At 74.7% G+C, this 12,470-nt stretch carries 12 protein-coding genes; 6 read left to right on the top strand and 6 right to left on the bottom strand.

Annotated features, from left to right (window positions below):
• Nucleotides 1-45: 45 nt before the first annotated feature.
• The 3 genes from ACFYYN_RS09505 to ACFYYN_RS09495 all read right to left on the bottom strand — a co-directional run bounded on the left by ACFYYN_RS09505 (nucleotide 46) and on the right by ACFYYN_RS09495 (nucleotide 2,599).
• A complete protein-coding gene (locus ACFYYN_RS09505; protein WP_500545306.1) occupies nucleotides 46-966 on the bottom strand; it encodes a DUF6891 domain-containing protein in 921 nt (306 codons plus the stop codon).
• Nucleotides 967-1,043: 77 nt separating this feature from the next.
• Nucleotides 1,044-2,315: an MFS transporter gene (locus ACFYYN_RS09500; protein ID WP_500545305.1), complete on the bottom strand. Its 1,272-nt coding sequence runs from the start codon at nucleotides 2,313-2,315 to the stop codon at nucleotides 1,044-1,046.
• Between the two features lie 44 nt (nucleotides 2,316-2,359).
• Nucleotides 2,360-2,599: a hypothetical protein gene (locus ACFYYN_RS09495; protein WP_500545304.1), complete on the bottom strand. Its 240-nt coding sequence runs from the start codon at nucleotides 2,597-2,599 to the stop codon at nucleotides 2,360-2,362.
• A gap of 86 nt (nucleotides 2,600-2,685) precedes the next feature.
• Here ACFYYN_RS09495 and ACFYYN_RS09490 point away from each other — a divergent pair, with 86 nt between their 5' ends.
• On the top strand, nucleotides 2,686-3,678 hold the full coding sequence (locus ACFYYN_RS09490) for a small ribosomal subunit Rsm22 family protein (protein ID WP_500545303.1): 993 nt from the start codon (nucleotides 2,686-2,688) through the stop codon (nucleotides 3,676-3,678).
• Nucleotides 3,679-3,751: 73 nt separating this feature from the next.
• On the opposite strand, the gene ACFYYN_RS09485 is transcribed toward ACFYYN_RS09490, so the two are convergent.
• Both ACFYYN_RS09485 and ddaH read right to left on the bottom strand, forming a co-directional pair.
• A complete protein-coding gene (locus tag ACFYYN_RS09485; RefSeq protein WP_500545302.1) occupies nucleotides 3,752-5,293 on the bottom strand; it encodes a phytoene desaturase family protein in 1,542 nt (513 codons plus the stop codon).
• 19 nt (nucleotides 5,294-5,312) lie between these two features.
• Entirely contained in the window at nucleotides 5,313-6,128 is an 816-nt protein-coding gene (ddaH, locus tag ACFYYN_RS09480) for a dimethylargininase (RefSeq protein WP_500322231.1), read from the bottom strand.
• Nucleotides 6,129-6,289: 161 nt separating this feature from the next.
• On the opposite strand from ddaH, the gene ACFYYN_RS09475 reads away from it, so the two are divergent.
• The 4 genes from ACFYYN_RS09475 to ACFYYN_RS09460 all read left to right on the top strand — a co-directional run bounded on the left by ACFYYN_RS09475 (nucleotide 6,290) and on the right by ACFYYN_RS09460 (nucleotide 10,519).
• On the top strand, nucleotides 6,290-7,195 hold the full coding sequence (locus tag ACFYYN_RS09475; RefSeq protein WP_500358034.1) for a LysR family transcriptional regulator: 906 nt from the start codon (nucleotides 6,290-6,292) through the stop codon (nucleotides 7,193-7,195).
• 86 nt (nucleotides 7,196-7,281) lie between these two features.
• On the top strand, nucleotides 7,282-7,845 hold the full coding sequence (locus ACFYYN_RS09470; protein WP_500322234.1) for a cysteine dioxygenase family protein: 564 nt from the start codon (nucleotides 7,282-7,284) through the stop codon (nucleotides 7,843-7,845).
• Nucleotides 7,846-7,871: 26 nt separating this feature from the next.
• Entirely contained in the window at nucleotides 7,872-8,963 is a 1,092-nt protein-coding gene (locus tag ACFYYN_RS09465) for a YeiH family protein (protein WP_500545301.1), read from the top strand.
• Nucleotides 8,964-9,136: 173 nt separating this feature from the next.
• Nucleotides 9,137-10,519: a serine hydrolase domain-containing protein gene (locus ACFYYN_RS09460; RefSeq protein ID WP_500545300.1), complete on the top strand. Its 1,383-nt coding sequence runs from the start codon at nucleotides 9,137-9,139 to the stop codon at nucleotides 10,517-10,519.
• Between the two features lie 131 nt (nucleotides 10,520-10,650).
• Here ACFYYN_RS09460 and ACFYYN_RS09455 read toward each other — a convergent pair whose 3' ends face one another.
• On the bottom strand, nucleotides 10,651-11,322 hold the full coding sequence (locus ACFYYN_RS09455) for a biliverdin-producing heme oxygenase (protein WP_500545299.1): 672 nt from the start codon (nucleotides 11,320-11,322) through the stop codon (nucleotides 10,651-10,653).
• Nucleotides 11,323-11,710: 388 nt separating this feature from the next.
• On the opposite strand from ACFYYN_RS09455, the gene ACFYYN_RS09450 reads away from it, so the two are divergent.
• Nucleotides 11,711-12,457 carry a bifunctional DNA primase/polymerase gene (locus ACFYYN_RS09450; protein ID WP_500322238.1) on the top strand — a complete coding sequence of 249 codons (747 nt, stop codon included), beginning with the start codon at nucleotides 11,711-11,713 and terminating at the stop codon, nucleotides 12,455-12,457.
• Nucleotides 12,458-12,470 lie beyond the last annotated feature (13 nt).

Raw genomic sequence — 12,470 nt, 5'->3', positions numbered from 1 at the left:
GGGCCCGGGCGGAACTCGGCCGGGCCGGGGGCGCCACAGCGGGGCCTAGCCGACCAGCCGCTTGCGCCAGTCCAGAGGAATCACCATGACGGTGCCCTCCGGGTCGCCGTCCCACTGCGACGGCAGCCCGGCCGCCGTGAGCGCCGCGACGACTTCCCGGCCGACCGCCGCCGCCGTCCCGGACGAGCCGTCGAAACCCCCGTAAAGGAGGGGAAGTCCACGTCCGGCGGCCGCCGAGGCCGTGCACTCGGGGTGGAAGTAGACGAATCCGCGGGCATCCGGCGCGCCCGCCCCGCCGATCCCGGAGTCACCGGACGGATGGGGTCCTTCGAAGTTCTCCCGTGCCGTGATGCCCGAGGCCTCCAGTGCCGCGAACGCCCTCGTCAGCCGTTCCGGGTCGGTCTCGCCCTCCCAGCGGGCCTGTTCCCCCACGCGCTCCAGCCACATGCGGTCGGCCAGGTGGCGCGCCTGTTCGGGGGAGACGGGTCGCCGCCGCCCGGAGACGAGGTACTGCTCGGCGACCTCCGCCAGTTCGGCCCGCGTGGCGTACCCGGCGACCAGCACCTCGCGGACCCGTGCCTCCAGGCGGGCCCGCTCGTGGCCGTCGAGGTCCAGGGGACGGACCCGTTTGGGGGCCCGGAACTTCAGGCGGGTCCAGGCCGGCCCGTCGTCCCAGCCCTTCTCCCCGCGGGCCCAGCCGGTGATCGCGGCCACCACAGGTTCCGGGGTGTCGAGGAACGCCTGGTAGTGGCGGTCGTGCCCGCCGTCGCGGTGCTCCAGTTGGTAGTAGCTCTCCGCGGCGGCGTGCCACACCTGCAGGTAGACGTCCGGAAGGTCCGGTATCCGCTGGACGATCAGGAACAGCTCGCCCCTGGCCCCGATCCCGCCCACCAGTTCGGCGAGTTCGTGGGTGGAGACCCGGACGTGCCGCCGTCCGTTCTCCCCGAGCACGGTGATGGGAAGCATGCGTCCACCCTGGCACGGACCACCCCTGGGGGCCACGGTCCGCGCGCGGCCGAGCAGGCGAGTTGCCGGGCCCCGGTTCAGGGCGTGGCGGGTTTCCCCGAGGGCTCGGACTCCTCCCGCCCGTCCGCCCGGCCGGGGCCGGTCGCCGTGGACGGCAGGGCACGCCAGGGCAGGAGCAGGGCGCTGGCCAGGCACAGCACGCCCGCGACGACGATCGCCACGCGCACGCCCCCCACGGCGGCGATGGCGCCGCCGGCCAGCATGGACAGGGGCTGGGCCGTCTTGGAGCTCACCGACCACGCGGTCACCACCCGGGTCATGACGCCGTCGTCCGTGGCGGCCATGCGGTACGTGATGAACGACGGGTTGAAGACCCCGGCGGCCAGCAGCAGGAAGGTGTCGGCGGTGACCAGGACGACGGGCCCGAGGGGACCGGGCGGCGCCCAGGCGAGCAGCAGGAGCCAGGGGGTGCGCAGCACCCCGAACAGCAGCAGCACCCGGTGCGGGCCGAGCCTGCCGGTCAGCGGGGCGGTGAGGCGGGAGCCCAGGACACCGCCGAGGCACGGCAGCCCCAGCGCCAGGCCGTACTGCCACGGGGTGAAGTGGAGTTCGCGGAGCATCAGGACGGCCAGCAGCGGGTTGCTCATCATGATGGACCCGCCGAAGAGCATGGCGTTCCAGAAGAGCGGCCGCAGTCCGCGGTGCCCCAGGACGTAGGTCCAGCCGGCCACCAGGTCCCGGCCGCGGCCGTGCGACCCGGCCCGGGCCGGGGGCTCCGGTTCGGGGCGGCGGATCCGGCGGACGCCCAGCGCGGACAGCAGGAAGGAGACCGCGTCCACGGCCAGGGTGACCGTCGCCCCGAAGGCGGTGACGAGCAGTCCGCCGACCGGCGGCCCCGCGCTCAGGCTGAGCCAGTCGGTGGTCTCCAGCCGCGAGGCCGCCCGGAGACGGTCCCCCGGCGGGACGAGGCCCTTGAGGTGCGCGGTGCTCGCCGCGCCGAACACGATGGCCGAGGCCGCCTGGACGATGCCCACCAGGCACAACTGCGCGAAGGTGAGCACGCCGAGGGCCGCCGCGACCGGGACGCTGAGCAGCACGAGGAAGCGGAGCAGATCGGCGGTGACCATGACCGGCCGTTTGCGGCGGTGCTCGACGCGGCCGCCCAGGGGGAGGGTGATGGCGGCGCCCGCGAGCGCCGACAGCGCCGCGAGGAGGGAGACCTGGAAGGTCGTGACGTCCAGCGCCAGGACGGCCACCAGCGGCAGGGCCCCGGAGCCGACCGCGCTTCCCGCCGCGCTCACCGCGTAGGCGCCCCACAGGCGGCCGAAGTCACGTCGTGCGTCCGTCACTTGCTCATCCGGCGAGGCCATGACGGCGGAGCCTAGCGCCGGTGTCAGTCGCGGACGATCACCTGGGCGTGGTCACTCGCGCCGAGTTCCCGGAGGGTGCGGTGGATCCTGCGCAGAGCGCCGTCCCTGTCCACGTCGTCGTCGACCTTCAGGTCGAGGTGGCAGCTGCCCATGCCGGTCCCGGCGCCCGTGATCTCGCCGTCGGCCTCGAACGCGGCCTCCAGCGCCTCCTCGACCTCGTCGCGGTCGAGGGGCAGGGCCGTGAGCACGATCTCCACGAACACCGCGCGACCTCCTGCGAACCGGGTGCCGGTGCACCCTGACGGCGACCGCGCCGGCCCGCTCCGGGCGACCCTTACCCTTGACCCTTGTGTCCTCTCTGCAAGCCGCCCTCGCCGGTCTCCTCGACGGGCTCCCGCCCGGCCGTGCCACCCAGGCCGTCGACCGGCTGATCGCCACCTACCGGGGGCGTACGCCCAGCAGCACCCCGATCCTCCGCGACCGCTCCGACGTCGCCGCGTACGCGGCGTACCGCATGCCGGCCACCCACGCCGCGGTCGGCGCGGCGCTGGCGGAGTTCCGGGCCCGCGCGGGGGAGTGGGCCCCGGCGAGCCACCTGGACGTGGGCGGCGGGACCGGCGCCGCGACCTGGGCGGTCGCCGACGCCTGGGAGGACGGGACGCACACCAGCACCGTCCTCGACTGGTCGGACGCGGCGCTCTCGCTCGGCCGTGAGCTGGCCGCCGGGGCGGAGCACGCCGCCGTGCGGGACGCGCGCTGGCACAAGGCGCCGCTCGGCACCGGGGCACGGCTGCCCGAGGCGGACCTGATCACGCTGTCGTACGTCATCGGCGAGCTCACGGAGGCCGACCGCGACGCGGTCGTCGACGAGGCGGCGCGCGCCGCGGCCGGCGCCGTGCTCGTCGTCGAACCGGGCACCCCGGACGGTTACGCCCGGGTCCTCGCGGCGCGCGAGCGGCTCATCGCGGCCGGCTTCCACGTCCTCGCCCCCTGCCCCCACGACGGCACCTGCCCGGTGCAGGCCCCGGACTGGTGCCACTTCGCGGCCCGGGTCGCCCGCACCTCGCTGCACCGGCAGGTCAAGGGGGGCTCCCTGCCGTACGAGGACGAGAAGTTCAGCTACGTCGCGGCCGCCCGCTTCCCCGCGGCGGGCGACGGTTCACCGGACCGTGTGGTGCGGCATCCGCAGATCCGCAAGGGACAGGTCCTCATCGACCTGTGCACGGTCGAGGACGGCCTGCGCCGCGACACCGTCAGCAAGCGGCACGGCGCGCTGTACCGTGCCGCCCGCGACGTCGCCTGGGGCGACGCGTGGCCGCCTCCCGCGGCGGAACCGGAGTAGTCCCGGGTCCGCGGGGCGACCGCCTGCCGCCGACGACGTGCGGCACCGCGCAGGGCCGCACCCCGCCGCGCGCTCACCGCTCGCCCAGCACCGCCATGGCCGCGTTGTGGCCCGGGACGCCGCTGACCCCGCCGCCGCGCACCGCGCCCGCCCCGCACAGCAGCACGTTCGCCTGCGCGGTCCCCACGCCCCAGGCGCCGCCGCCCGACTCCGCGTAGGGGAACGCCAGGTCGCGGTGGAAGATGTGCCCGCCGGGCAGGCCGACCTCCCGCTCCAGGTCGAGCGGGGACTTCGCCTCGATGCAGGGCCGCCCGTCCGCGTCCACCGCCAGGCAGTCCGCCAGCGGTTCCGCGAGCACCGCGTCCAACTGCGCCAGGGTGGCCTTGAGGAGGGTCTGCTTGGCCTGCGCGGGGTCGTCGGCGAAGAGCCGCGCCGGGGCGTGCAGCCCGAAGAGGGTGAGGGTGTGCACGCCTTGGGCGGCCAGGTCGGGGGCGAGGATCGACGGGTCCGTCAGCGAGTGGCAGTAGATCTCGGACGGCGGCGCCGTGGGCACCGCGCCCTCGGCCGCCTCGCGGTAGGCCCGGTCCAGCTGGGTGTACGACTCGGCGATGTGGAAGGTGCCGGCGAAGGCGTCGCGCGGGTCGACCGCGGTGTCGCGCAGCCGCGGCAGCCGCCGCAGCAGCATGTTCACCTTGAGCTGCGCGCCTTCGGGCTTCTGCGGGGCCGCCTCGCCCAGCAGCCCGGCCAGCGCGTACGGGGAGGCGTTGACCAGCACGTGCCCCGCGCCCACGCTGCCGCCCTCGAACGACACCTCGGCCCGCGTGCCGTCGGTTGCGACGGCCGTGACCTCGGTGCCGGTCAGGATCTCCGCCCCGGCCGCCCGGGCCGCGTCCGCCAGGGCGTCGGTGAGGGCGCCCATGCCGCCGACGGGCACGTCCCAGTCACCCGTGCCGCCGCCGATGACGTGGTAGAGGAAGCAGCGGTTCTGCAGCAGGGAGGGGTCGTGCGCGTGGGTGAAGGTGCCGATCAGGGCGTCGGTCAGCACCACGCCGCGCACCAGGTCGTCCTCGAAGGCGGCCTCGACGGTCTCGCCCAGCGGCCGCTCGAACAGCGCCGACCAGGCCTCCGGGTCGTCCACGGTCCGCTCCAGCTCGGCCCGGGACGGCAGCGGCGCGGTCAGCGTCGGGAAGACGCGCTCGGCGACCCGCTGCGTCATGCCGTAGAAGCGCTGCCAGGCCTCGAAGTCGCGGTCGGAGCCGGTCAGCCGGACGAAGCTCTCACGGGTCGCGGACGGCGACTCGGCGTCGACGAGGAGCCCGCCGTCGCCGTACGGGGTGTAGGAGGAGATGCGGCGGCGCCGGACGGCGAAGCGCAGCCCCAGGTCGTCGACGATCTTCCGGGGCAGCAGGCTCACCAGGTACGAGTACCGGGACAGCCGTGCGTCCAGACCGGTGAACGCCCGCGTGGAGACGGCGGCGCCGCCGGTGCCCGGGAGCCGCTCCAGCAGGAGCACGGAGCGGCCCGCGCGAGCGAGGTACGCGGCGGCGACCAGGCCGTTGTGGCCGCCGCCGACGATCACGACGTCGTACGAGGGGTGAAGGGGCAGCTGCGACATGGGCCCTTTCGTATCACGCTCAGTCGCGCAGCTCCATGGTGCAGCACTTCACGCTGCCCCCGGCCTTGTGCAGTTCGGACATGTCCACCGGCACCGGCTCGAAGCCGCGCTCGCGCAGCCGCCGCAGCAGCCCGGTGGCCCCGGAAGGGACCAGGACGTTCAGGCCGTCGCTGACGCAGTTGAGCCCGAAGGCCGTGGCGTCCTGGCGGGTGGCGGTCAGCGCGTCGGGGAAGAGCCGGCGCAGCACCGCGCGGCTGCCGGGGGAGAAGGCGTCCGGGTAGTACATGATCTCGTCGCCGGCGAGCACGCACAGCGCCGTGTCGAGGTGGTAGAAGTGCGGGTCGGTGAGCTCCAGGCCGATGACGGGGCGGCCGAAGAACTCCTGGAGCTCGGCGTGCGACAGCGGGCTGCTGCGGAAGCCCTTCCCGGCCAGCAGCCAGCTGTCGGTGACGGCGAAGTCCCCCTCGCCCTCGTTGACGTGGTGCGGGTCGTGCACCTCTCCGTAACCGCGGTTCAGGAACCACTCGCGGTGCGCGGGCGCCTCCGCGGCCCGCTCGGCGTTGGCGAAACGGGCGCCGAAGACCCGGCCGTCGACCACGGTGGCGCCGTTGGCGGCGAAGACCATGTCCGGCAGGCCCGGCAGCGGCTGCAGGATCTCGACGGTGTGCCCCAGCGAGCGGTAGCGGTCACGGAGGTCCTCCCACTGGAGCAGGGCGAGCGCGGGGTCGACCGGCTTCGTGGGGTCCATCCAGGGGTTGATGGAGTACGTGACGCGGAAGTACGTGGGAGGACACATCAGATACCGGCGGTACGAGGCGGTGCGCGCTGCGCTCAATGAAGGCTCCTCGCGGTGTGGTTGAGGCCGTAGTGACATGGTGGACCCACAGCGGACACCCCGCACCGGATTGCGGACGCAAACACCCCCCGGCGGAGCCCTCCCAGAAGCACGAGGAGGCCGTCTGCCGGGTTGTCCAAAGTTCCCCTTATGATTCGGGGGTGTTCGATTCCAGGCACATCAAGACCTTCCACACCGTGGTCACGGCCGGCTCCTACTCGGCCGCTGCGGTGGCGCTGGGCTACACCCAGCCCGCGGTCACCCAGCAGATGAAGGCCCTGGAGCGCTCGGTGGGCACCGCGCTCTTCGTCCGCGTCGGGCGGCGCATGCGGCTGACCGAGGCGGGTGAGGCGCTGGCGCGGCACGCCGAGACGATCCTCGACAGCATCACCGTGGCCTGGGAGCAGATAGGCGCGGTGACCCGGCTGGAGACCGGCCGGGTGAGGCTGTGCGCCTTCCCCAGCGCCAACGCCACCTTGATCCCCGAGGCGCTGGCCCTGCTCGCGGCCGAGCACCCCGGGATACGGGTCGAGCTGCTGGGGGACGAACCGCCCGACTCGCTGGAGCGGGTCACCCGCGGCGAGTGCGACATCACCCTCGCCTTCACCTACCCGGGGCTGCACGAGGCGGTGCCGGACGACCTGGTCGAGATCCCGCTGCTGGAGGACCAGCTCATGGTCCTGATGCCGGCCGGGCACCGGCTGGCCAGGTCCCGCTCGGTCAGGCTCGGCGACCTGGCCGACGAACGCTGGATCGCCGGCTGCATGCGCTGCCGGGTCAACTTCCTCCACGAGTGCGCCGAGCTGGGCTTCGCCCCCGACATCGCCTTCGCCACCGACGACAACCTCGTGGTCCAGTCGCTGGTCGCGGAGGGGCTGGGGGTCGCGATGATGCCCGGGCTGGCGCTGTCCTTCATGCGGCTGGACCGGGTCACCGGCCGGCCGCTGGACCCCGTCTCCCGCCGCCGGGTCGCGGCGTACGTGCCGCGCGACCATCTGCGGATCCCGGCCGCGGCCCTGGTGCTCGACGCGCTCAAGGCGGTCGCCGAGCGGCGCAGCGGCTGCTGACCCGCACCCCATCCATAAGGAGGGGCAAAGCGGGGTGAAGGAACTGTCAGTGGACGCGCGGGCCCGTGCGCACGGACGCTGCGGACATGACCTCCGCGACCGTTCCGGCGCTCTCCGCGCCCACCGCCCGGCTGGCCCGCCTCGTCGACGAGGTGCGCGAGACGGTCGGCCGCGGCCTGCCGCCCGGCCCGACGGCCCACCTGGTGGGCGAGCGGCTCGCGCCGCACCTCGGCGCCGCCGACCTGCTGGCCGAGCGGCACCGCGAGGGCGACCCGGACCGCTACCGGCAGCACATCCTGCACGCCGAGGAGGACGGCAGCTTCTCGATCGTCGCCCTGGTCTGGCTGCCAGGGCAACGGACGTCCATCCACGACCACGTCTCCTGGTGCGTCACGGGGGTGCACCAGGGCCAGGAGCACGAGCGCCGCTACCGGCTGGTCCCCGACGGCACCGGCTCCCGCCTCGTCCCGACCCAGGACGTCGTCAACGCCCAAGGCGAGGTCTGCGGCTTCGCGCCGCCCGGCGACATCCACCAGGTGTGGAACGGCGGGACCGGCAAGGCCATCTCGCTGCACATCTACGGTGCCGACATCTCCCGCCTGGGCTCCAGCGTGCGGCGGGTCTACCGGCTGCCGGTCGGCGAACGGTGAACCTCCGCACCGCGACGCGCACCCCCGTGCCCGTCCCCCGTGGGGCGGCGCCGACCGCCCGCCCCGCCGCGTCCCCCGCCGGAGGCGGCGCGGGCCGCCGCCGGGCCGCCGCGACCGTGCTGCCCGGCCTGCTGGTCACCGCCCTCGGCGCCGTCCTGGCGACCGCACTGCACCGGCTGCTGCCCGCCGTGCCGGTGCCCACCACCGCCGTCCTCCTCGGCATCGCCGCCGCGAACCTGCCGGGCCTGCGCGCGACCCTGCGCGGCCGGGCCCGGCCGGGGCTCACCTTCGCCGGGAAACGGCTGATGCGCATCGGCATCGTGATCCTGGGACTGCAGCTGGGCCTCGACGACGTGGTCGGCCTCGGCTGGGCCACGGCCGGCATGGTGGTGTGCGTCGTGGCCGCCACCTTCTGGGGCACCCTCTGGCTCGGCCGCCGCATGGGCCTGCGCGGCGACCAGCCGCTGCTCATCGCCACCGGCTACTCCATCTGCGGTGCCTCCGCCATCGGCGCGGTGAGCCAGGTCAGCGGCAGTGACGAGGAGGACGTGGCCGCGTCCGTCGCCCTGGTCACGCTCTGCGGCACCCTCGCCATCGGCGTGCTGCCGCTGCTGCACCACCCGCTCGGCCTGGACGACGTGCAGTTCGGCCGCTGGGCCGGGGCCGGCGTGCACGACGTCGGACAGGTCGTCGCGACGGCCCAGACCGCGGGCCCGGCGGCACTCGGTGAGGCGGTGCTCGTCAAGCTGATGCGCGTCGCGCTCCTGGCACCCCTGGTCGCCGCCGTCGCCTACGCCCTGCGCCGGCGGCACGCCATGTCGGGTGCCGCGGGGCCGGACGCCGCCGCCTCCGCGCGTCGGACCCCGCTGCTGCCCCTGTTCGTCGTGGGCTTCCTCGTCATGATCGCCGTGCGCAGCACCGGAGTCCTGCCGACCGGCGTGCTCGACGGAGCACAGCAACTGCAGCAACTGCTGCTGGCCATGGCCATGGTGGGGCTCGGCAGCATGGTGCACCTGCGCGCCCTGGCGCGAACCGGGCCGCGTGTGGCCGCCGTCGGCCTGATCTCCTGGACCCTCATCGCCACCGTCTCCTACGCCGGTGTGCTCCTCACCAGTTGACGACCCCGGCCGGCGGCCCGACGACGAGCGCGGTACCGGCCTGCTGGATGGTGCCGTCCAGGGCGGAGCCGACACCCGTCTTCCCGGCAGGGACGGTGGCCATGAGGGCGCCGACGGCAAAGCCGGTGCCATGCGCCCGGCACCCCGCCCGGGCCCGCCTCTAAGGTGAGCGCATGCCGACACCGCAGACCGACCCCGACGACGCCCTGCTCCCGGACACCCGCCGGGCCCTGCTGCACCGCGTCGCGGTCGCCCAGTCCAGCAGCCGCACCCCCTCCCTCGTGGGGGCCGTCGTCCGGGACGGCGAGGCCGTGTGGACCGGGGCGCGCTCCTGCGTGGACGGGCACGCCCCGGACGAGGACACCCAGTACCGGATCGGCTCCCTCACCAAGACCTTCGTGGCCGTCCTGGTGATGCGGCTGCGCGACGCGGGACGCCTCGGGCTGGACGACCCTATCGAGAAGCACATCGGCGGCACCCCCGCCGACGGGGTCACCGTGCGCCAACTCCTCACCCACACCGCCGGACTGGCCGCGGAGACCCCCGGCCCCTGGTGGGAGCGCACGCCCGGCGCGCTGCGGCCGGAGACGGCCGACCTCCTCGGCGGGACGCCGCGGCTGCACCCCGCCGGCGAACGCCACCACTACTCCAACCCCGGGTACGCCCTGCTCGGCGCCGTCGTCGAGGCGCTCCACGACGGCCGGCCCTGGGACGAGGTGCTGACCGCCGAGGTCCTGGAACCGCTGGGGATGACCCGTACGACGCGCCGCCCGCAGGCCCCGCACGCCGGCGGCTGGGCCGTCCACCCGTACGCCGAGCTGATGATGGCCGAGGCCGTGCAGGACACCGGCCTGATGGCCCCCGCGGGCGAACTGTGGTCGACCGCCGACGACCTGTGCCGCTGGGCCGCCTTCCTCGCCGCGGGCGACGAGCGCGTCCTGGTGCCCGCGACGCTGGAGCAGATGCGCCGGCCGGCCGCGCCGGGCGGCGACCAGGGCCTCGGCGTGCAGCTGATGAATACCCCGGACGGCCGGGTTCTGGTGGGGCACGGCGGCTCGATGCCCGGCTTCGTGGCCGGGCTGTGGTGCGACACGGAGGAGGGACTCGGCGCGGTCGTCCTCGCCAACTCCACCACCGGCGCCCCGACCACGACGATCGCCGCCGACCTGCTGCGCATCGTCGCCGAGCGCGAGCCCCGCATCCCCGAGCCCTGGCGGCCCGACTCCGACCCCGAACCGGAGCTGCTCGCCCTCACCGGCCCCTGGTACTGGGGCACCGCCCCGCACGTCCTGCGCCTGCGCACCGGCCGCGACCTGGAACTCACCGCCCTGTCCGGCACCGCCCGCGGCGCCCGCTTCCGCGCGGAACCGGACGGCACCTGGACCGGCCTGGACGGCTACTACGACGGCGAGACCCTGCGCGCGGTGCGCGCCCCCGACGGCACCGTCGGCCATCTCGACCTCGGCTCCTTCGTCTTCACCCGCGCCCCCTACGACCCGGCGGCCCCGGTCCCGGGCGGAGTCGACCCCTCGGGCTGGACCTCCCCCCTCGGCTAGGCCGCGTCCACACATGAGCTCCCCCAGCTCCGCTGGGGGAGCCGCTGGGCAGGCGGGACTTTGACGACGCGGCCTGCGCGGGACGGGTGCCCGAACGGCGGGGACCAGCCGGGTCGTCGCGGGTCAGGGGGTCAGGCGGTCAGCGGGAACTCGCGGCCCAGCGCGGCGAAGACCGCCGAGTTGTGGGCGAAGGCCCGCCGGCACTCCTCCACGACACGCTGCTTCTCGAGCTCGTCGACCGGCAGGGCGTCCAGCAGGCTCCGGTACTCGCGCTTGAACGCCGCGGGGTTGCCGATCGCGTCGAAGACGTAGAAGCGCACGCCGTCGCCCTTGCGGGAGAAGCCCCAGGTCTTCTCCGCGATGCCGCGGATGACCTGGCCGCCCGAGAGGTCGCCGAGGTAGCGGGTGTAGTGGTGGGCGACGTAGCCCGCCGGCCACGCGCGGGCGGTCTCGGCGACGCGGCGGGCGTACGCGAGGGTCTCCGGCAGCGCGCCGGCGCGGTCGCGCCAGCCGGGGGCGAGCAGGTGGTCCAGGTCGCGTTCCAGGGCGGCGACGCGCATCAGCTCCGGACGCAGGAAGGGCCCGGCCACGGGGTCGCCGGCCAGTTGCGCGGCGGCGTCCTCCAGCGCCCGGTAGACAAACCAGAGCTGCTCGGTGTAGCGCGCGTACGCCGCGACCCCCAGGCGGCCGCCGAGCAGGTCGCCGATGAACGTCGAGGTCTCGGCCTCGGTGTGCCGGTCGTGGCTGGCGGAGCGGATGACGGCCGAGAACGGTGCGGTCGCGGAGCCGTGGGCTGGCGTCAAGGGAATCCTCCTGCGTCGGGCCTGCAGGAATCGTCGCAACTTAGGGGACCCTAAGTCAACGAGTTGCCGACAACCTGTCGGGAAACCAGGCTAGCGCGGATCCGCCCTCCGGGGCGGACGACGCGTCGTCCCGTGGGTGACGGTGGTCACGGAGGGGAGGCCGGTGCCGGTCGCCGCCCCGGGTGCCGTGGGCAGCGGGGACAAGCGGGGACAAGGGAAACGTGCCCGGATCCGCCCGGGACGGGGGACGCCCTGCAGGGGGACCCCGCGCGCGGCCGGAATGCGGACGGGGAGCAGGATGGTTTCCACCATCCGTGGATTCCGCTTACGGCCTTTCCCTCGTTACGTAGGGTGGAGCAAGGGTTCACGGGGCGAGGAAAGGGGCTCGATGGTCACCAAGGGCAGGTTGTCCGACTGGCTGCGCCGCAAGGCGGGGGAGCGCGGTGCCGGAGTGGACGGGGCCGCGGTCCGCGCGGCCGCCGGTGGCCGGAACGGGGACGACCTGCGCCGGGACGAGCTCCTCCTGGAAGCCGCGGACGCCGGCCTGCCGCTGGCGCCGGCCGCCCACCCGTCGCCCGTGTCCGGTTACCGCTGTTCCTGCGACCGGATCGGCTGCCCCACCCCGGGCACGCACCCCGTCTCCTTCGCCTGGCAGACCCAGGCCACCACGGACGCGGAGCAGGTCAGGCGCTGGCTGCGCGCGCACCCCCTGGCCAACTTCATCACCGCCACCGGCATCGCCCACGACGTCCTGGACGTACCCGCCGAGGCGGGCCGGATCGCCCTGGAGCGGCTGGCCGCCGAGGGTTCCGCGGCCGGGCCCGTCGCGGTCTCCGACGGGCGGATGCTGTTCTTCACCGCCACCCGTGCCACGGCCGACGAGGACGAGTGGTGGCCGTGCGAGCTGGACTGCCATCCAGAGACCCTCGACGAGCACCCGGGCCTGCGCTGGCACCACCGCGCCAGTTACGTGCTGCTCCCGCCCTCGCGTCTGCCCTCCGGCGCCACCGTCGCGTGGGTCGCCGGCCACGGCCCCGAGCAGGTGCTGCCCGACCCGCTGCCGCTGCTCGGGGTGCTGACCGACGCCTGCGCCCAGGTCGAGCCCGAGCCCGAGACGGCCGGCTGGCTGCACTGACCCCGGCCCGGGG

Origin of the sequence: Streptomyces sp. NPDC001902 (assembly GCF_042891295.1) — a bacterium.
Taxonomy (GTDB): domain Bacteria; phylum Actinomycetota; class Actinomycetes; order Streptomycetales; family Streptomycetaceae; genus Actinacidiphila.
The sequence above is the reverse complement of the archived record's forward strand: the minus strand, read 5'-3'. Positions and strand labels throughout refer to the sequence as shown.